Below are 19,906 nucleotides of genomic sequence, written 5' to 3'. Positions count from 1 at the left end.
CCCGGCGCGCCGTCAACACCCCCCGGACTCCACCACGGAGAGGCGCCCCGACGGATTACGCCGCTTCGGACAAGCGTCAGCGGGCCCCCGCACCCCTACGGTGGGCAGCAGAGTCCGACGCCAAGCCGCTCCCCGAGCTGCGCGCGCACCACCCACCACCACGAAGGGCCGGGATCCACTGTGCCGAACACTGCTACAGCCCCCACCGCCTTCTGGCTCGCCGGCCGCGAGGCCACCGGCGAGGCCACCTTCGACGTCACCTCCCCCTGGGACGGCCGTCTCGTCGGCACCGTGAGCGTCCCCACCGAGGCCCAGGTCGAGGAGGCCATCGCCGCCTCCGTCGCGGTCCAGGACGAGCTCGCCGCGACCCCCGCCCACGTGCGGGCCGCCGCCCTCGACCACGTGGTGCGCGGGCTGGTGGAGCGCACCGAGGAGATCGCCCGGCTGATCTCCGCGGAGAACGGCAAGCCCATGAAGTGGGCCCGCGGCGAGGTCGGCCGGGCCGTCTCGGTGTTCCGCTTCGCGGCCGAGGAGGCCCGCCGCTTCAACGGCGGCGAGGCCCAGCGCCTGGACACCGACGCCGGCGGCGCCGGCCGGCTCGCGCTGACCCGCCGCTTCCCCCGCGGCACCGTCCTGGGCATCGCGCCGTTCAACTTCCCGCTGAACCTCTGCGCCCACAAGATCGCCCCGGCCATCGCCGCCGGCGTCCCGATCCTCCTCAAGCCGGCCCCGGCCACCCCGCTCTCCGGCCTGATCCTCGGCGAGTTGCTGGCCGGCACCGACCTGCCCGCCGGCTCCTGGTCGATCCTCCCGGTCCCCAACGACCGCATGACGGCCCTCGTCCAGGACGAGCGGCTGCCGGTCATCTCCTTCACCGGCTCCGACAAGGTCGGCTACGCCATCCTCGACTCGGTGCCCCGCAAGCACTGCACCCTGGAGCTCGGCGGCAACGGCGCGGCCGTCGTCCTGCCCGACTGGTCCGGCGAGCAGGACCTGGACTGGGCGGCCCAGCGCATCGCCACCTTCGCCAACTACCAGGGCGGCCAGTCCTGCATCTCGGTCCAGCGGGTCATCGCCGACGCCTCGGTCTACGACCGGCTGGTCCCCAAGATCGTCGCGGCCGTCGAGGCCCAGGTCACCGGCGACCCGTCCGACGACGCCACCGAGGTCGGCCCGCTGGTCAGCGAGGACGCCGCCAAGCGCGTGGAGTCCTGGGTCGACGACGCCGTCGAGCGCGGCGCCAAGCTGCTGACCGGCGGCAAGCGCGACGGCGCCGCCTACGCGCCGACCGTGCTGGAGGACGTGCCGGCCGGCGCGACCCTCGCCACTGAGGAGGTCTTCGGCCCGGTCCTCACCCTCCAGAAGGTCGACGGCGTCGACGCGGCGTTCGCAGCCGTCAACGACTCCAAGTTCGGCCTCCAGGCAGGCGTGTTCACCCACGACGCCCAGACCGCCTTCCGCGCCCACCGGGCCCTGGAGGTCGGCGGCGTGATCGTCGGCGACGTGCCGTCCTACCGCGCCGACCAGATGCCCTACGGCGGCGTCAAGCAGTCCGGCGTCGGCCGCGAGGGCGTCCGCTACGCCATGGACGACTACACCTACGAGCGGGTCCTGGTCCTCACCGGACTGGACCTGTAGGCCCCGGGCGATCCCGAGAACGAGCGGGCCGGGCGCACCGGCCCGCCACCCTCGGACCGGCCTGGCCCGGTGGACAGCGACGGCCGTCCCAGGGGCCGTACCGCCCGCCAGGTCGAGGCCGGCGCACCCCCCCAGCGCCGGCCCCTCCCACGCGGCGCGCTCCGGCCCCCTGTTTCCGGAGCGCGCCGCGCCCCCGCCACCCGGCGCTTCCCCCACGCCGGGCCGGACCTCTTGGACGCTACGGCCCCGCTCCGCCCCGGTTCCTCCTGACCGAGGCGGATGCGGGGCCCTGCCGTTGGGGGTGGCACCGCCGCGCGCGTACCACCAGCGCGGTACGCGCCACCCTCCCGAGGCCGGTACGACACCCCCGCGACCGGTCGTTTCCGGCCACGGCGGCGCCCCGCTCCCGGGCTCCGCTCCGCTGGTGCAACCCGCGCGGATCGGGTACTTGTCACAAGTAGCACTGCCCGGCGGCCGACCGGCCCGCCGGCAGACTCCCGATCCGCGGCGAGGTGAGCACCTGATGACCGCTCCGTCCATCCGCAACGTTTCCGAGCGCGAAGCCCGCCGGGTCGCCGAGGCGGCCCGCGAGCAGGACTGGCGCAAGCCCAGCTTCGCCAAGGAACTGTTCCTGGGGCGCTTCCGGCTCGACCTCATCCATCCGCACCCCACCCCCGCGGTGGACGACGTCCGACGCGGCGAGAAGTTCCTCGCCACGCTGCGGGAGTTCTGCGAGACCCGGATCGACGGCGCCCGGGTCGAACGCGAGGGCCGCATCCCGGACGAGACCGTCCGCGGCCTGAAGGAACTGGGCGCCCTGGGCATGAAGATCGACCCGAAGTACGGCGGCCTCGGCCTCACCCAGGTCTACTACAACCGCGCGCTCGCCCTGGTCGGCTCGGCCAGCCCGGCGATCGGCGCGCTGCTCTCCGCCCATCAGTCGATCGGCGTACCGCAGCCGCTGAAGCTCTTCGGCACCCAGGAGCAGAAGGAGACGTTCCTGCCGCGGCTGGCCCGCACGGACATCTCGGCCTTCCTGCTCACCGAGCCCGACGTGGGCTCCGACCCGGCCCGCCTGGCCACCACCGCGGTGCCCGACGGCGAGGACTACGTCCTCGACGGCGTGAAGCTGTGGACCACCAACGGCGTGGTCGCCGACCTGCTGGTGGTGATGGCCAGAGTCCCCGCCTCCGAGGGCCACAAGGGCGGCATCACCGCCTTCGTCGTCGAGGCCGACTCGCCCGGTATCACCGTCGAGAACCGCAACGCCTTCATGGGCCTGCGCGGCCTGGAGAACGGCGTCACCCGCTTCCACCAGGTACGGGTCCCGGCCGCCAACCGCATCGGCCCCGAGGGCGCCGGCCTGAAGATCGCCCTGACCACGCTCAACACCGGCCGGCTCTCGCTGCCCGCGATGTGCGCCGGCACCGGCAAGTGGTGCCTGAAGATCGCCCGCGAGTGGTCCGGCGCCCGCGAGCAGTGGGGCCGCCCGATCGCCAAGCACGAGGCGGTCGGCGCCAAGATCTCCTTCATCGCCGCCACCACCTTCGCCCTGGAGGCGGTCGTCGACCTCGCCTCCCAGATGGCCGACGAGAACCGCAACGACATCCGCATCGAGGCCGCCCTCGCCAAGCTCTACGGCTCCGAGATGGGCTGGCGGATGGCCGACGAACTCGTCCAGATCCGCGGCGGCCGCGGCTTCGAGACCGCCGACTCGCTCGCCGCCCGTGGCGAACGCGCCGTCCCCGCCGAGCAGATGCTGCGCGACATGCGCATCAACCGGATCTTCGAGGGTTCCACCGAGATCATGCACCTGCTGATCGCCCGGGAGGCCGTCGACGCCCACCTCTCTGTGGCGGGCGACCTCATCGACCCCGACAAGTCCCTGAGCGACAAGGGCAAGGCGGCCGCCAAGGCCGGCGGCTTCTACGCCCGCTGGCTGCCCAAACTGGTCGCCGGGCCCGGTCAACTCCCGCGCACCTACCAGGAGTTCGGCGAACTGGCCGGCCATCTGCGGTACGTCGAGCGGACCTCCCGCAAGCTGGCCCGGTCCACCTTCTACGCGATGTCCCGCTGGCAGGGGAAGATGGAGACCAAGCAGGGCTTCCTCGGCCGGGTCGTCGACATCGGCGCCGAACTCTTCGCGATGAGCGCCGCCTGCGTACGGGCCGAGCACCTGCGGATCACCGGCGACCACGGCCGCGAGGCCCACCAACTGGCCGACGCCTTCTGCCGCCAGGCCCGGATCCGCGTCGAGGAACTGTTCCACCGCCTCTGGACCAACACCGACGAACTGGACCGCAAGGTCGTCTCCGGCGTCCTCGACGGCAGCTACACCTGGCTGGAAGAGGGCGTCATCGACCCCAGCGGCGACGGCGCCTGGATCGCCGACGCCACCCCCGGCCGCAGCACCAAGGACAACGCCCGTCGCCCGTTCCGGTAAAGCGCACCGACCTCGTACGGGCGGCCCGCGCGTCGCCCGTACGGGGTGCGGACGCCCTCGGTGGCCGGGGTGCCGCGCCGACCGGCCACAATGGACCACATGACGGACACCCTCGCCCACCCGCACCTGCGCTTCGAGCCGGCCGCCGGCGACTCCGGAGGCCCGCGGGAGATCGTGATCCTCGGCTCGACCGGTTCGATCGGCACCCAGGCCATCGACATCGTGTTGCGCAACCCCGGCCGGTTCAAGGTCACCGCGCTCGCCGCGGCCGGCGGCCGGGTCGACCTGCTCGCCGAGCAGGCCCACCGGCTGCGGGTCGGCACCGTCGCGGTCTCGCGCGAGGAGACGGTCCCGGCACTGCGCGAGGCCCTGGCCGCCCGCTACGGCGCCGGCGAGCCGCTGCCGGAGATCCTGGCCGGCCCCGACGCCGCCACCGAACTCGCCGCCTCCGACTGCCACACCGTCCTCAACGGCATCACCGGCTCCATCGGCCTCGCCCCCACCCTCGCCGCCCTCAAGGCCGGCCGGGTGCTGGCCCTCGCCAACAAGGAATCGCTGATCGTCGGCGGCCCCCTGGTCAAGGCCGTCGCCCGGCCCGGCCAGATCATCCCCGTCGACTCCGAGCACTCCGCGCTCTTCCAGGCCCTGGCCGGCGGCACCCGCGCCGAGGTCCGCAAGCTGGTGGTCACCGCCTCCGGCGGCCCGTTCCGCGGCCGCACCCGCCGCGAACTGGCCGGCGTCACCCCCGAACAGGCCCTGGCCCACCCCACCTGGTCCATGGGCCCGGTCGTCACCATCAACTCCGCGACCCTGGTCAACAAGGGTCTGGAGGTCATCGAGGCGCACCTGCTCTTCGACGTCCCCTTCGACCGCATCGAGGTCGTCGTCCACCCGCAGTCCTACGTCCACTCGATGGTGGAGTTCACCGACGGCTCCACCCTCGCCCAGGCCAGCCCGCCCGACATGCGGATGCCGATCGCGCTCGGCATCGGATGGCCCGAGCGGGTCGCCGACGCCGCCCCCGGCATCGACTGGACGACCGCACAGAACTGGGAGTTCTTCCCGCTCGACGCGGAGGCCTTCCCGTCCGTCCCGCTGGCCTGCCGGGTCGGCGAACTGGGCGGCACCGCCCCCGCCGTCTTCAACGCCGCCAACGAGGAGTGCGTTGAGGCGTTCCTCACCGGCGGGCTGCCGTTCACAGGGATTGTGGATACCGTCGCGGCAGTGGTCGACGAAGGGCTGGCATCCGGAGTGGTGACGAAGCAGACCCAGGACGGCGACGGAACCTCCCTGACCGTTGCGGACGTCCTGCAGGCCGAGAAATGGGCGCGCGCCCGCGCCCGCGAACTGGCCGCCGCGGCGGCACGCACCCCCTCGGAGGCTCGCGCATGACGACCTGGATGACCATCCTCGGCATAGTCGTCTTCGTCGCCGGCCTGCTGTTCTCCATCGCCTGGCACGAGCTCGGCCACCTCAGCACGGCCAAGATGTTCGGCATCCGCGTGCCGCAGTACATGGTGGGCTTCGGGCCGACGATCTTCTCCCGGAAGAAGGGCGACACCGAGTACGGCATCAAGGCGGTCCCGCTGGGCGGCTACATCCGCATGATCGGGATGTTCCCGCCCGGCGACGACGGGAAGCTGCAGGCCCGGTCCACCTCCCCGTTCCGCGGCATGATCGAGGACGCCCGCGAGGCGGCCTTCGAGGAACTCCAACCCGGCGACGAGCACCGGCTGTTCTACACCCGCAAGCCCTGGAAGCGCGTCATCGTGATGTTCGCCGGGCCGTTCATGAACCTGGTCCTGGCCGTGGTGATCTTCATGAGCGTGCTGATGGGCTTCGGCATCAACACCCAGACCACCCAGGTCGGTTCGGTCTCCGACTGCGTCATCGCGGCCTCCGCGCAGACCGACAAGTGCCCGTCCGGCGCCAAGGACTCCCCGGCCAAGGCGGCCGGCCTCCGCGCCGGCGACAAGATCCTCACGTTCAACGGCCACGCCATCCCCGACTGGGACACCCTCCAGGACCAGATCCGCCGGACCACCGGCCCGGCGACCCTGGTCGTCGAGCGGCACGGCACCAAGGTGACGCTGCGCGCGGACCTCATCGAGAACAAGGTCGCCAAGACCGACGGCCACGGCGGCTACGTCCCCGGCGAGTTCGTCACCGCCGGCTTCCTCGGCTTCACCCCGGCCAGCGGCATCGTCCCGCAGACCTTCTCGCAGTCCGTCGACCGCATGGGCAGCATGGTCGGCCAGGGCGTGGAATCCCTGGTCCGCCTCCCCGGCAAGGTTCCCGACCTGTGGAACGCCGCCTTCAACGGCGCCGAACGCAAGCAGGACTCCCCGATGGGCGTGGTCGGCGCGGCCCGGGTCGGCGGCGAGGTCTTCTCGCTGCACATCCCGCCGGAGCAGCGGGTGGCGACCATGCTCCTGCTGGTCGCCGGCTTCAACCTCTCGCTGTTCCTCTTCAACATGCTGCCGCTGCTGCCGCTGGACGGCGGCCACATCGCCGGCGCCCTGTGGGAGTCGCTCCGCCGCGCCTTCGCCAAGGTCGTCCGGCGCCCCGACCCCGGCCCCTTCGACGTCGCCAAGCTGATGCCGGTCGCCTACGTCGTCGCCGGGATCTTCGTCTGCTTCACCCTGCTGGTGCTGGTCGCCGACGTGGTGAACCCGGTGAAGCTCACATAGGCCGCAGAGAGGCCAACAGGGGCCGCAAAACCAGGGCCGGGCACGCCGCCACCGTATGGGCGTGCCCGGCCGCCCCCTTTCGAGGGGCATACGGGTTCGATGTGCCTCCGACGATATGGGTGCCGTAGGCTCGATGACCGGAAGCCCGCCGAATCCGGGCCTTGATCCATCACCTTGGGGTTGCTCGCCAGATGACTGCCATCGCACTGGGAATGCCGGACGTACCGACCAAGCTGGCCGACCGCCGCGTCAGCCGCAAGATCCAGGTCGGTTCGGTCGCCGTGGGCGGAGACGCACCGGTCTCGGTGCAGTCGATGACGACGACCCGGACCTCCGACATCGGCGCCACGCTCCAGCAGATCGCCGAACTGACCGCTTCCGGCTGCCAGATCGTCCGGGTCGCCTGCCCCACCCAGGACGACGCCGACGCGCTGTCCGTGATCGCCAAGAAGTCGCAGATCCCGGTCATCGCCGACATCCACTTCCAGCCGAAGTACGTCTTCGCCGCCATCGACGCCGGCTGCGCCGCGGTCCGGGTCAACCCGGGCAACATCAAGCAGTTCGACGACAAGGTCAAGGAGATCGCCAAGGCGGCCTCCGACGCCGGCACCCCGATCCGGATCGGCGTCAACGCCGGCTCCCTCGACCGGCGCCTGCTCCAGAAGTACGGCAAGGCCACCCCCGAGGCGCTCGTCGAGTCCGCCCTGTGGGAGGCGTCCCTCTTCGAGGAGCACGGCTTCCGCGACATCAAGATCTCGGTCAAGCACAACGACCCGGTCGTGATGGTCAACGCCTACCGCCAGCTCGCCGCCCAGAGCGACTACCCGCTCCACCTCGGCGTCACCGAGGCCGGCCCGGCCTTCCAGGGCACCATCAAGTCCGCGGTCGCCTTCGGCGCGCTGCTCAGCGAGGGCATCGGCGACACCATCCGGGTCTCGCTCTCCGCCCCGCCGGTGGAGGAGGTCAAGGTCGGCATCCAGATCCTGGAGTCGCTCAACCTCCGCCCGCGCCGCCTGGAGATCGTCTCCTGCCCGTCCTGCGGCCGCGCCCAGGTCGACGTCTACAAGCTGGCCGACGAGGTCACCGCGGGCCTGGAGGGCATGGAGGTCCCGCTCCGCGTCGCCGTCATGGGCTGCGTCGTCAACGGCCCCGGCGAGGCCCGCGAGGCCGACCTCGGCGTCGCCTCCGGCAACGGCAAGGGCCAGATCTTCGTCAAGGGCGAGGTCATCAAGACCGTCCCCGAGTCCAAGATCGTCGAGACCCTCATCGAAGAGGCCATGAAGATCGCCGCGCAGATGGAGGCCGACGGCATCACCTCCGGCGAGCCGGTCGTCACCGCCGCGGGCTGACCCTTAGGGCAGGGGGAACAGATCCCGTAGGGGACGCAGACGCCCCCTGCGGGGCCACAACGTGGCGCGGCCGGAGCGGTATTCCCGCTCCGGCCGGCGCACTGCCCCACGGGCCCGCGCACCGATCCGCGGCCCAGCGAACCGATGCACCGACCGCCGGCCCACACACCCGCGCACCGATCGGTACGAGTCGCGCACTGTTGCGCACGGGCCGTGCACTGACCCCGTGCGCGCCGGGTACGAACGCGCACGAGCCGGTCGTCGCCCCCTTCGAGCCGGTCGCCGATTCCCACCAGTCCCGTGCTGACGGGTACGAGCCCCAAGCTGGCCGCCGATCCGCACGAGCCGGTCGCCGTTCCCACGAGCTCCGCGCCGACCGGTACCAGCCCCGCGCCGACCGGTACCAGCCATACCTCCACCGGTACCAGGCACCCCCTCCGGTGCGAGCCGCACGCCCACCGGAGCGAGCCGCGTGCCGACCCGTAGGAGCCGCGCGCAGGTCCCCACGAGCTCCGCGCCACCCGTCCCCACCCCACCTCCGCGGGGTCTTCGCAGGTCCGTCCCGGGGAGCCCGAGTGCGTCCGGCCCGGTGGAGGTACAGTGCCAGGACCCGCTCCGCCTGGCCTCCCAGGCCCCCTACGGTGAGGCTTTCCGACACGTGCTGACGACCACCACCGTCAAGGTCCTCGAACCGGGAGAGCTCGATGAGGCCCTCACGGTCCTGGACCGTGAACCGGTCGCCAACGCCTTCGTCGCCGCCCGGGTCCAGGTCGCCGGCCTCGATCCCTGGCGGCTCGGTGGGGAGATGTGGGGCTGGTACGTCGGCGGCCGACTGGAGTCCCTCTGCTACGCCGGCGCCAACCTCGTCCCGGTCTGCGCCACCCCCGAGGCCATCCGCGGCTTCGCCGAACGCGCCCGCCGCCAGGGCCGCCGCTGCTCCTCCATCGTCGGCCCCGCCGGTCCCACCGCCGAACTCTGGTCGCTGTTGGAACCCCACTGGGGCCCGGCCCGTGAGATCCGCGCCCACCAGCCGCTGATGGTCACCCGCGGCCCGTCCGCCGCGGTCGCCCCCGACCCCCGCGTCCGACGGATCCGCAAGGACGAGCTCGACCTGATCATGCCGGCCTGCGTGGCGATGTTCACCGAGGAGGTCGGCATCTCGCCGCTCGCCGGCGACGGCGGACTGCTCTACCAGGCCCGGGTCGCCGAACTCGTCGGCGCCGGCCGCTCGTTCGCCCGCATCGAGGACGGCAAGGTCGTCTTCAAGGCCGAGATCGGCGCCGCCACCCCGCACGCCTGCCAGATCCAGGGCGTCTGGGTCGATCCCGCACACCGCGGCAAGGGCCTGTCCGAGACGGGCATGGCCGCCGTGCTCCGCTACGCCCTCAGCGACGTCGCCCCCGTGGTCAGCCTCTACGTCAACGACTACAACGCCGCCGCCCGCGCCGCCTACCGACGGGTCGGCTTCGAGGAGGTCGGCGCATTCATGAGCGTACTTTTCTGAGCCGTCGCCTTGTACGCTCCGAGCATGGATGACGTCGCGGTCGGCCCCCTGGATCTCGCTGCCCGCGTGGATGACGCGCTCGCCGTGCAAGCCCTCGCCTTCGGCCTCACCGACGACGAGATCGCCGTCCGCCGCCACATCGTGCTGCGCCACCTCGGCTGCCGCGGCGCCCGTGCCCTCGGCGCCACCACCCCCGCCGGCCGCCTCGTCGGATTCGTCTACGGGATGCCCAACGACCGCACCCACTGGTGGTCCACCGTCGTCGAGCCCTATCTGCGCTGCCAGGGCCTGGACCACTGGCTCGACGACTCCTTCGTCATCACCGAGCTGCACGTCCACCCCGCCTACCAGAGCCACGGCATCGGCCGCTCCCTGATCACCCGCATCACCGACGCCGCCGCCGAACCCCGCAGCATCCTCTCCGCGATCGACACCGAGAGCCCCGCCCGCGGTCTCTACCGCTCCCTCGGCTACCACGACATCGCCCGCCGCGTCCTCTTCCCCAGCGCCCCCACCCCCTACGCGGTCATGGGCGCCCCTCTCCCCCTGAAGCGCCCGTAACCCGCGCACCACCCCACGAACGCGAGCCCCCACCAACCCGACTCCCACCGCACCCCGACAGCCCCGCGCAGCGGCTCCGCGCCGCGGGTGCAGAAGAGCAACTCGCAACTCCCGCGGCGGGACAGTCGACAACGCGGGCAGCCAGCCCGGCGCCGCGGACACGCATTTCCATGCGACACACCCCGCCAGCTAACCTCCAGGGAGTCACCTTTCTTACGCAGGAGAAACTCCCATGGCCAACGCCGCACAGGTCCAGCGCATGTCCCGCTTGATGATCAAGACACTGCGCGACGACCCGGCCGACGCCGAGGTGCTCAGCCACAAGCTCCTGGTGCGCGCCGGCTATGTGCGCCGCACCGCCGCCGGTGTCTGGTCCTGGCTGCCGCTCGGCAAGAAGGTCCTCGCCAACGTCGAGCGGATCGTGCGCGAGGAGATGGACGCCATCGGCGGCCAGGAGGTCCTGCTGCCGGCCCTGCTGCCCAAGGAGCCCTACGAGGCCACCGGCCGCTGGGAGGAGTACGGCGCCGAACTGTTCCGCCTGAAGGACCGCCGGGGCGGTGACTACCTCCTCGGCCCCACCCACGAGGAGATCTTCACGCAGCTGGTGAAGGACCAGTGCACGTCCTACAAGGACCTGCCGGTGATCCTCTACCAGATCCAGACCAAGTACCGCGACGAGGCCCGCCCGCGCGCCGGCATCCTGCGCGGCCGCGAGTTCCAGATGAAGGACTCCTACTCCTTCGACGCCGCCGACGAGGGCCTGGACGAGGCGTACGCCCTGCACCGCGCCGCCTACCAGCGGATCTTCGAGCGCCTCGGCCTGGACTACCGCATCTGCTCCGCCATCGCCGGCGCCATGGGCGGCTCCAAGTCCGAGGAGTTCCTGGCCCCCGCCGCGGCCGGCGAGGACACCTTCGCCGACTGCCCGAAGTGCGACTACGCCGCCAACACCGAGGCGATCAACTACGTCCTGAAGCCGGTGGACGCGGCCGACGCGCCCGCGCTGGAGGAGGTCCCGACCCCGGACACCCCCACCATCGAGACGCTCGCCGCGCACCTCGGCGTGCCGGCCTCCGCCACCCTGAAGAACCTCCTGGTGAAGGTCGACGGCGAGATCGTGGCGGTGGGCGTCCCCGGCGACCGCGAGGTCGACATGGACAAGGTCGAGGCGCACTTCGCGCCGGCCGCCGTCGAGTTGGTGACCGCCGAGGACTTCGTGGGCCGCGCGGACCTGGTCCGCGGCTACGTCGGCCCGCAGGGCCTGGAGAAGGTGAAGTACCTCGCCGACCCGCGCGTGGCCCCCGGCACCTCCTGGATCACCGGCGCCAACAAGGAGGGCGTGCACGCCAAGCACGTCGTCGCCGGCCGTGACTTCGAGGTCGAGGAGTACGTCGACGTCGTCGTGGTGCAGGAGGGCGACCCCTGCCCGAAGTGCGGCACCGGCCTCAAGCTGGACCGTGCCATCGAGATCGGCCACATCTTCCAGCTCGGCCGCAAGTACGCCGATGCCTTCCAGCTCGACGTGCTCGGCCAGAACGGCAAGCCGGTCCGGGTGACCATGGGCTCGTACGGCATCGGCGTCTCCCGCGCCGTCGCCGCGCTCGCCGAGCAGCACGCCGACGAGCAGGGCCTGTGCTGGCCGCGCGAGGTGGCCCCCGCCGACGTCCACGTCGTCGCCGCCGGCAAGGCCAAGCAGACCGAACTCGCCCTGGAGATCGGCGAGCAGCTCGGCGCCGCCGGGCTGCGGGTGCTGGTCGACGACCGTCCCGGCGTCTCGCCCGGCGTGAAGTTCACCGACGCCGAGCTGATCGGCGTGCCGACCATCGTCGTCGCCGGCCGCCGCGCCGGCGAGGGCATCGTCGAGGTCAAGGACCGTCGCACCGGCGAGCGTGAGGAGCTGACGGTCGCCGAGGCCGTCGCCCGCCTCAGCGCATAACCGCACGCGGCGAACGGGCCGGCCGGGCATCCGCCCCGCCGGCCCGTTCCCGTTCCGGACGCGCCCCGCGGCTCCCGGATGCCGTCCCGGCTACAGGTACGCCGCGAACTCCAGCAGCGACTCGCCGCGCCGACGGTCGCCCGTCACCGACTCCCGGACGCCCGCGCGCACCGCCCGGTACAGGGTCCAGTCGCGCAGCCGCTCCCGGTCCACCTCCAGCGAGTCGGCCAGCTTCGCCACCCGCCGCCGCGCCACCGCGGCCGCCCCCGAACCGGCCAGCAGGTCCTCGAAGCGGTCCAGCACCAGCCGCGCCAGGTCGTACGCCCGCTCGCCGACCAGCGGCGACGGGCCCACCGTCAGCCACGGCGCCCGCTCCCCGGCCAGCACCTTCCCCTGCCGGAACGCGCCGTGCAGGAGGTACTTCTCCGCGGCCCCGCCCGGCAGCGACCGGCCCAACTCCAGCGCCTCGTCCACCAACGGGCCGGCGTCGGTCGCCGCCGCGGCCGCCGGCAGTCGCTCGGCGTCCTGCGCGGTCCGCTCCGCCACCGTCGCGAACGGATGCCCCGGCGGCGGTGCCACCCACAGTCGGCGCACCGTGCCGGCCGCCTCCAGCAGCGCCTTGGCCTCCGGCAGTGACCGCAGCGACACCGACCCCTGCAACCGCTCCAGCAGCAGCGCACCGCTCGCCTCGTCGGCCCGCAGCAGTCGTACCGCGCCCCAGCCGTCCCACACCCGCAACGCCGCCGCCTCCTGCGCGGCGGCCGAGCCCGGCACCGGGAACTTCAACGCCGCCGGGGTCCCGTCCTCCTGCCGCACCAACGCCACCAGGCTGCTGCGGCCGCCCGGTGCGTGCACCCGCTCCAAGGTCAGCCGCCATGCCTCCAGCCGCTCCTGAACCAGCGCCGGGAGCGCCGCCAGCCAGGCCCCTACGGGACCCTCCTGATCGCCGCCGAGCGCACTCCGCAGCCTCTGCGGGGGTTCGATGGGTGCCGTTGCCATGCCTGAGCTGTCCTTTGTGTGGGGAAGTGACCGCCGGGCGGCCGGTCGTTCGTCGGGCGTCGCGGTCGCGGCGCGTTGGTGCGCCTACAGCGCGTCGGCGGGGGCGCTCGCGGCGCCCGACGGGGCGGGTGCCGCGGCCCGTTCCACGAGCCCAGGGAAGGCTACGCCGCTGCCGCGCCACCTCACCGCGCGCACCGCCGCCTCGCGGAGCGCGGCCGCGGCGTCCTTGCGGTGCGGGCCGCCGGCGGCCCGCACCAGGTCCGCGTAGACGGCCGCCACCCGGTCCTCCAGCTCCGCCGCCAGGCGCGCGGCGGCGGCCGCGTCCGGCACCGGGAACGGCAACTCGTAGGCGGCGGCCGCCGCTTGGGGGGCTCCGCCGAGGTCCCGTACGGTGCGGCTCAGGGCGTCGCGGCGGGCGCGGTGCGCGTCGTACGCGCTCTGCGCCTCGGGGCGGCGGTCGGTTCCGATCCGGCCGCCGACCACGCCGTAGCCGTAGACGGCGGCGTGTTCGGCCGCCAACGCGGCCTGGGTCGCGCCCAGTTCCTCGCGTGGCGCGTCGTTGCTCGTGGTCGTCGCCATCGTGGTTCTCTCTCGGTGGTGGGTGGCTGGCGTCGCTTCGCCTACGGGCCCCGGCCTTCGGCCGGGAGGTGCCCCCGCGGTGCGGGCGCTTCTGGTCGGTCAGGTGAGAAAGGCCCGGGTGTGTGCTCCGGATCCCGCGGGCGTACTCCGGGGCATCCCCTCCGACCCGGCGCCGCGAGCGGCTGACCCGTCATTGCGGCGCCGGTCGGCAGACGAACGGGTTCCCTGGTGTGCGTTGCCGGGTGCGGCTGTTGTCGTCGGTCAACGCGAACCGGGTTGGCCTTCCTGCGCCAGGAGGTAGGCGTGGGCCGCGCCGGCGGCGGCTACCGAGGCCAGGAGGCGGGCCAGTTCGGGGGGTGCGGAGAGCAGGGCCGTGGTGCGGGTGTCGGCGAGGGTGCGTTCCGCGTCGGCCAGGGCGGTGCGGGCTTCGCGTTCGTCGGCGGGGACGCGGGGGGTGCCGCCCGGGGCGGGGGAGGCGGCCTTGGGCGTGAACGCCTCGGTGTGGCGGGCGACTTCGGCGCGCAGGGGACGCAGGCGGGGGGCCAGGGCGGGGTGTGCCGAGAGCGTCGCGTCGTAGCGGGCGAGGAGCGTTGCGCTGTCGCGTGCGGCCCGTGTGCGCAGGCGTTCGGCGGCCGCGGAGCGTTCGGCGGCGCGGGGGTCGGGACCGGCGTCGGCGGCGCATCCGGAGAGCAGTGCCGCACCTCCCAGGGCGGCGCCGGCCAGCAGGGTCGTTCTGCGTGTGAGCGCCACTTTCGGCACGTTGCACTTCCCGGGGTCTTCCGTAGTGATCACCGCAGGCGAGGGTATCCGTGCCCGCCCACCGAATCGTCAGTACCCCGCCGGAACCGATAGGCTTTGACCCGACACGCGACCTACCCACAACAGCACACGCGGCCGAGGAGTCACCCGGATGAGCACCACCCAGAGCGAGAGGCTGCGCGGACTGCTTGAACCGCTCGTCGCCGCGCGAGACCTGGATCTGGAAGAGATCGAGGTGACACCGGCCGGCAAGAGCCGGGTGCTGAGGATCGTGGTCGATTCCGATGAGGGCGTCCAGTTGGACGAGTGCGCCGAGCTGAGCCGCGAGGCGTCGCAGGTCCTGGACGACACCGACGCCATGGGCGGCGCCCCGTACACCCTTGAGGTGTCCTCGCCGGGCGCCGACCGGCCGCTGACCGAGCCGCGGCACTACCGCCGCGCCGTCGGCCGACTGATCAAGGTCCGTCTCCACGACGGCGGCGACCTGGTGGCACGGATCATCGCCATGGACGACACCGGCCTGGATCTTGAGATGCCGGGCGTCAAGGGGCGGAAGCCGACCGGGCGCCGGGTCGCGTTCGAGGAGATCGCCAAGGCGCGGATCGAGTTGGAGTTCAACCCCAAGTCCGCGCGACCTGCCAAGGACGAAGCGCCGCAGGACGAGAAGAACACGCAGCAGGACGAGAAGATCGACGAGAACAAGGAGGAGGCGTAGCCGTGGACATCGACATGAGTGCCCTGCGGGGTCTGGTGCGGGAGAAGGAGATCTCGTTCGACCTGCTGGTCGAGGCGATCGAGTCGGCCCTCCTCATTGCGTACCACCGCACCGAGGGCAGCCGCCGCCGGGCGCGGGTGGAGCTGAACCGCAACACCGGGCACGTGACGGTGTGGGCGAAGGAGGACCCGGAAGACCTGGAGGAGGGTGCCGAGCCGCGCGAGTTCGACGACACCCCGTCCGGCTTCGGGCGGATCGCGGCGACCACCGCCAAGCAGGTCATCCTGCAGCGGCTGCGGGACGCCGAGGAGGAGATCACGTTCGGCGAGTACGCCGGGCGTGAGGGCGATGTCGTCACCGGTGTCGTCCAGCAGGGCAAGGACCCCAAGAACGTCCTGGTCGACATCGGCCGGCTGGAGGCCATCCTGCCGGTGCAGGAGCAGGTCCCGGGCGAGGAGTACACGCACGGCACGCGGCTGCGGTCGTACGTGGTCCGCGTCGTCAAGGGCGTCCGCGGTCCCTCGGTCACCCTGTCGCGCACCCACCCCAACCTGGTGAAGAAGCTGTTCGCCATGGAGGTGCCGGAGATCGCGGACGGGTCCGTGGAGATCGCCGCCATCGCGCGGGAGGCCGGGCACCGGACGAAGATCGCGGTGCGGTCGACGCGCTCCGGGCTGAACGCCAAGGGCGCTTGCATCGGCCCGATGGGCGGCCGGGTGCGGGCCGTGATGGCCGAGCTCAACGGCGAGAAGATCGACATCGTGGACTGGTCCGACGACCCGGCCGAGCTGGTGGCGAACGCGCTGTCGCCGGCCCGGGTCAGCAAGGTCGAGGTGGTGGACCTCAACGCGCGCTCGGCGCGGGTGACGGTTCCCGACTACCAGTTGTCGCTGGCCATCGGCAAGGAAGGCCAGAACGCCCGGCTCGCGGCCCGGCTCACCGGCTGGCGGATCGACATCCGTCCGGACACCGAGCACACGGCGGCGGAGCAGGGCTGAGCCCACCGGGCAGCGCGCGGGGCGGAGGCGGACGAAAAAGAGTGGTGCCGCACCGCCCCGCGGGGAATTCTTGAGTAGGGATCGGGCTTTACCCCATCGGGGTGGAGCCGCTGTGGGGAGGTAGACTTAAGCGGTGTCTGGCCGGACGCATGCGCGCGCATGCCCTGAGCGCACGTGTCTGGGGTGCCGGGAGCGAGTGGCCAAGGGCGATTTGCTGCGCATCGTGGTGATCGAGGGCGAGTGCGTCCCCGATCCTCGCGGTACGCTGCCCGGCCGGGGTGCTTATGTGCACCGGACACTGGTCTGCCTCGACCTGGCGGTTCGCCGCCGGGCGTTCCCCCGGGCCTACCGGGGCCGTGGCCCGTTCGAGACGGCGGAGTTGCGCCGGTTCATCGAAGGGGGCGCGCGTTGAGCAGCCGCGATGGCAATAAGGCACAGCAGGAAATGCACAGCGCACGGAAAACCGTGCGGTCAGGTACCTCGCGAGTCGGAAGTAGGTCGAGATTGCGATGAGCACTCGATGAGTACGCGATGAGTACGCCCATGAAGTAGCGACGGTCCGGTGGACACCCCGGACCTAGAAGGAGCGAAGTGGCTAAGGTCCGGGTTTACGAACTCGCCAAGGAGTTCGGCGTTGAGAGCAAGGTCGTCATGGCCAAGCTCCAAGAACTTGGTGAATTCGTCCGTTCGGCGTCCTCGACGATCGAGGCGCCGGTTGTTCGCAAGCTGACCGACGCTTTCCAGGCGGGCAGCGGCGGCGGCCGTTCCGCCGGTAAGCCCGCGGCGCCGCGCAAGTCGGCCCCCGCGAAGCCGTCCGCGCCCTCTCCGGTGCAGGCGGCCCGTCCGGCTGCCCCGAAGCCGGGCGCCCCCAAGCCGGGCCCCGCGGCCCCGGCCGCCCCGGAGGCACCCGCCGCCCCCGCGGAACCGGCTGCCCCCGCGCGGCCCCCAAGCAGCCCGCCGCCGGCCCCACCCCGGGCCGCGGCCGACCCCCCCGGCCCGCCCGCGGCGCCCAAGCCCGGCCCGGCCGCGCCCGCGCAGCCGGAGTTCCAGGCCCCCCGCCGTCGCCGGCGCCCGCCGCGCAGTCGGGCCCCCGCCCGGGTGCCACCCCGGGTCCGCGTCCCGGTGGCCGTCAGGGCGGCCCCGGCCAGGGTCAGCAGCGTGGCGAGCGCGCCCCGCGTCCCGGTGGTCAGGGCCAGCGTCCCGGTGGGCCGCGTCCGTCCGGTCCGCGTCCGGGCAACAACCCCTTCACGTCCGGTGGTTCGACGGGCATGGCCCGTCCGCAGGCCCCGCGGCCCGGTGGCGCCCCGCGTCCCGGCCAGCCCGGCCCGCGTCCGCAGGGCGGCGGCCAGGGTGGTCCCCGTCCGCAGGGTCAGGGTGGCCCGCGTCCGACCCCCGGCGCCATGCCGCGCCCGCAGGGTGGCGCGGCCGGTGGCGCCGGCCCGCGTCCCGGCGGCGGTAACCGTCCGAACCCGGGCATGATGCCGCAGCGTCCGGCTGCCGGCCCGCGTCCGGGTCCCGGTGGCGGCGGCGGTCGTCCCGGTGGCGCCGGTCGTCCCGGTGGCGGTGGCGGTCGTCCCGGTGGCGGCGGCGGTTTCGCCGGTCGTCCCGGTGGTGGCGGTGGCGGTCGTCCGGGTGGCGGCGGCGGTTTCGCCGGTCGTCCCGGTGGCGGCGCCCCCGGTGGTGGCGGCGGCTTCGGCGGTCGTCCGGGCTTCGGCGGTCGTCCGGGTGGTCCCGGTGGCCGTGGTGGCACGCAGGGTGCGTTCGGTCGTCCCGGCGGTCCGGCGCGTCGCGGTCGTAAGTCGAAGCGGCAGCGTCGCCAGGAGTACGAGGCCATGCAGGCCCCGTCGGTGGGCGGCATCATGCTGCCGCGCGGCAACGGCCAGACCGTTCGCCTCTCGCGCGGTGCCTCGCTGACCGACTTCGCGGAGAAGATCAACGCCAACCCGGCGTCGCTGGTCCAGGTCATGTTGAACCTGGGCGAGATGGTCACCGCGACCCAGTCCGTCTCCGACGAGACGCTCCAGCTCCTCGCCGACGAGATGAACTACATCATCGAGATCGTCAGCCCGGAGGAGGAGGACCGCGAGCTCCTGGAGTCCTTCGACATCGAGTTCGGTGAGAACGAGGGCGGCGAGGAGATGCTGGCGGCCCGTCCGCCGGTGGTGACCGTCATGGGTCACGTCGACCACGGTAAGACCCGCCTGCTGGACGCGATCCGCAAGACCAACGTGGTCGCGGGCGAGGCCGGTGGCATCACCCAGCACATCGGTGCCTACCAGGTCGCGACCGAGGTCAACGACGAAGAGCGTCGCATCACCTTCATCGACACCCCGGGTCACGAGGCGTTCACCGCCATGCGTGCCCGCGGTGCCAAGTCGACCGACATCGCGATCCTCGTGGTGGCGGCCAACGACGGCGTGATGCCGCAGACGATCGAGGCGCTGAACCACGCCAAGGCGGCCGACGTGCCGATCGTGGTCGCGGTCAACAAGATCGACGTCGAGGGTGCCGACCCGACCAAGGTGCGCGGTCAGCTCACCGAGTACGGCCTGGTGGCCGAGGAGTACGGCGGCGACACCATGTTCGTCGACATCTCCGCGCGCCAGGGCACCAACATCGAGCAGCTTCTTGAGGCCGTCGTCCTCACCGCGGACGCCGCCCTCGACCTGCGGGCCAACCCCGACCAGGACGCCCAGGGCATCGCGATCGAGGCCCACCTCGACCGCGGTCGCGGTGCCGTGGCCACCGTCCTCGTCCAGCGCGGTACCCTCCGCGTCGGCGAGACGATGGTCGTCGGCGACGCCTACGGCCGGGTCCGCGCGATGCTCGACGACAAGGGCAACCACGTCGAGGAAGCGGGTCCGTCGACCCCCGTCCTGGTCCTGGGTCTGACCAACGTCCCGGGCGCCGGCGACAACTTCCTGGTCGTCGACGAGGACCGCACGGCCCGTCAGATCGCCGAGAAGCGCGCGGCGCGCGAGCGCAACGCGGCCTTCGCCAAGCGCACCCGTCGGGTGTCCCTGGAGGACCTGGACAAGGTGCTCAAGGCCGGCGAGGTCCAGCAGCTCAACCTCATCATCAAGGGCGACGCGTCCGGTTCGGTCGAGGCCCTGGAGTCGTCGCTGCTCCAGCTCGACGTCGGCGAAGAGGTCGACATCCGGGTGCTGCACCGCGGCGTCGGTGCGGTCACGGAGTCCGACATCAACCTGGCGTCCGGCTCCGACGCGATCGTCATCGGCTTCAACGTCCGGGCCGAGGGCCGCGCGACGCAGATGGCCGAGCGCGAGGGCGTCGACGTCCGGTACTACTCGGTCATCTACCAGGCGATCGAGGAGATCGAGGCGGCCCTCAAGGGCATGCTCAAGCCGGAGTACGAGGAGGTCGAGCTCGGTACGGCGGAGATCCGCGAGGTCTTCAAGTCGTCCAAGCTGGGCAACATCGCGGGTGTTCTCATCCGCTCCGGCGAGGTCCGGCGGAACACCAAGGCCCGCCTGGTCCGCGACGGCAAGGTCATCGCGGAGAACCTCAACATCGACGGCCTGCGTCGCTTCAAGGACGACGTCACCGAGATCCGCGAAGGGTTCGAGGGCGGTATCAACCTCGGCAACTTCAACGACATCAAGGTCGACGACGTCATCGCGACCTACGAGATGCGGGAGAAGCCGCGCGCCTGATGCGCGGGTGACTTTCCGCCCGCCGCCCGGCCACCGTTCCCGGTGGTCGTGCGGCGGGCGG

General features: G+C 72.5%; 14 protein-coding genes and 1 pseudogene. 12 read left to right on the top strand and 3 right to left on the bottom strand.

Going from position 1 to position 19,906, the window contains the following annotated elements; all coding sequences use genetic code 11:
* Nucleotides 1-180: 180 nt before the first annotated feature.
* The 8 genes from PV796_RS12030 (at nt 181) to PV796_RS11995 (ending at nt 12,121) form a co-directional block, all read left to right on the top strand.
* The gene (locus tag PV796_RS12030; protein WP_274912947.1) at nt 181-1,638 is read left to right on the top strand and encodes an aldehyde dehydrogenase family protein; all 1,458 of its coding nucleotides are present in this window, start codon (nt 181-183) and stop codon (nt 1,636-1,638) included.
* A gap of 523 nt (nt 1,639-2,161) precedes the next feature.
* A complete protein-coding gene (locus PV796_RS12025; protein WP_274912946.1) occupies nt 2,162-4,081 on the top strand; it encodes an acyl-CoA dehydrogenase family protein in 1,920 nt (639 codons plus the stop codon).
* A 99-nt stretch (nt 4,082-4,180) separates the two neighbouring features.
* Nucleotides 4,181-5,473 carry a 1-deoxy-D-xylulose-5-phosphate reductoisomerase gene (gene dxr / locus PV796_RS12020; RefSeq protein ID WP_274912945.1) on the top strand — a complete coding sequence of 431 codons (1,293 nt, stop codon included), beginning with the start codon at nt 4,181-4,183 and terminating at the stop codon, nt 5,471-5,473.
* Nucleotides 5,470-6,771: a M50 family metallopeptidase gene (locus tag PV796_RS12015; RefSeq protein WP_274912944.1), complete on the top strand. Its 1,302-nt coding sequence runs from the start codon at nt 5,470-5,472 to the stop codon at nt 6,769-6,771. The genes dxr and PV796_RS12015 overlap by 4 nt, the downstream gene beginning before the upstream one ends.
* A gap of 191 nt (nt 6,772-6,962) precedes the next feature.
* The gene (ispG, locus tag PV796_RS12010) at nt 6,963-8,120 is read left to right on the top strand and encodes a flavodoxin-dependent (E)-4-hydroxy-3-methylbut-2-enyl-diphosphate synthase (protein WP_274912943.1); all 1,158 of its coding nucleotides are present in this window, start codon (nt 6,963-6,965) and stop codon (nt 8,118-8,120) included.
* Nucleotides 8,121-8,778: 658 nt separating this feature from the next.
* Nucleotides 8,779-9,624, top strand: coding sequence for a GNAT family N-acetyltransferase (locus PV796_RS12005; RefSeq protein WP_274912942.1), 846 nt, complete (start codon nt 8,779-8,781; stop codon nt 9,622-9,624).
* 24 nt (nt 9,625-9,648) lie between these two features.
* A complete protein-coding gene (locus PV796_RS12000) occupies nt 9,649-10,185 on the top strand; it encodes a GNAT family N-acetyltransferase (RefSeq protein ID WP_274912941.1) in 537 nt (178 codons plus the stop codon).
* A 232-nt stretch (nt 10,186-10,417) separates the two neighbouring features.
* A complete protein-coding gene (locus PV796_RS11995; RefSeq protein ID WP_274912940.1) occupies nt 10,418-12,121 on the top strand; it encodes a proline--tRNA ligase in 1,704 nt (567 codons plus the stop codon).
* Between the two features lie 90 nt (nt 12,122-12,211).
* Here PV796_RS11995 and PV796_RS11990 read toward each other — a convergent pair whose 3' ends face one another.
* The 3 genes from PV796_RS11990 to PV796_RS11980 all read right to left on the bottom strand — a co-directional run bounded on the left by PV796_RS11990 (nt 12,212) and on the right by PV796_RS11980 (nt 14,449).
* Complete coding sequence (locus PV796_RS11990; RefSeq protein WP_274912939.1) at nt 12,212-13,120, bottom strand: aminoglycoside phosphotransferase family protein; 909 nt, start codon at nt 13,118-13,120, stop codon at nt 12,212-12,214.
* A gap of 84 nt (nt 13,121-13,204) precedes the next feature.
* The gene (locus PV796_RS11985; RefSeq protein WP_274912938.1) at nt 13,205-13,699 is read right to left on the bottom strand and encodes a ferritin-like domain-containing protein; all 495 of its coding nucleotides are present in this window, start codon (nt 13,697-13,699) and stop codon (nt 13,205-13,207) included.
* A 261-nt stretch (nt 13,700-13,960) separates the two neighbouring features.
* The gene (locus PV796_RS11980) at nt 13,961-14,449 is read right to left on the bottom strand and encodes a hypothetical protein (RefSeq protein ID WP_274912937.1); all 489 of its coding nucleotides are present in this window, start codon (nt 14,447-14,449) and stop codon (nt 13,961-13,963) included.
* A gap of 160 nt (nt 14,450-14,609) precedes the next feature.
* Here PV796_RS11980 and rimP point away from each other — a divergent pair, with 160 nt between their 5' ends.
* The 4 genes and pseudogenes from rimP (at nt 14,610) to infB (ending at nt 19,845) form a co-directional block, all read left to right on the top strand.
* Entirely contained in the window at nt 14,610-15,173 is a 564-nt protein-coding gene (gene rimP, locus PV796_RS11975; RefSeq protein ID WP_274912936.1) for a ribosome maturation factor RimP, read from the top strand.
* A 2-nt stretch (nt 15,174-15,175) separates the two neighbouring features.
* Complete coding sequence (gene nusA, locus PV796_RS11970) at nt 15,176-16,171, top strand: transcription termination factor NusA (protein WP_274912935.1); 996 nt, start codon at nt 15,176-15,178, stop codon at nt 16,169-16,171.
* 133 nt (nt 16,172-16,304) lie between these two features.
* Complete coding sequence (locus tag PV796_RS11965; RefSeq protein WP_274912934.1) at nt 16,305-16,583, top strand: YlxR family protein; 279 nt, start codon at nt 16,305-16,307, stop codon at nt 16,581-16,583.
* 179 nt (nt 16,584-16,762) lie between these two features.
* Nucleotides 16,763-19,845, top strand: a pseudogene (gene infB / locus PV796_RS11960) (translation initiation factor IF-2).
* Nucleotides 19,846-19,906 lie beyond the last annotated feature (61 nt).

The organism is Streptomyces sp. WZ-12 (genome assembly GCF_028898845.1).
Taxonomy (GTDB): Bacteria; Actinomycetota; Actinomycetes; order Streptomycetales; family Streptomycetaceae; genus Streptomyces.
The sequence above is the reverse complement of the archived record's forward strand: the minus strand, read 5'-3'. Positions and strand labels throughout refer to the sequence as shown.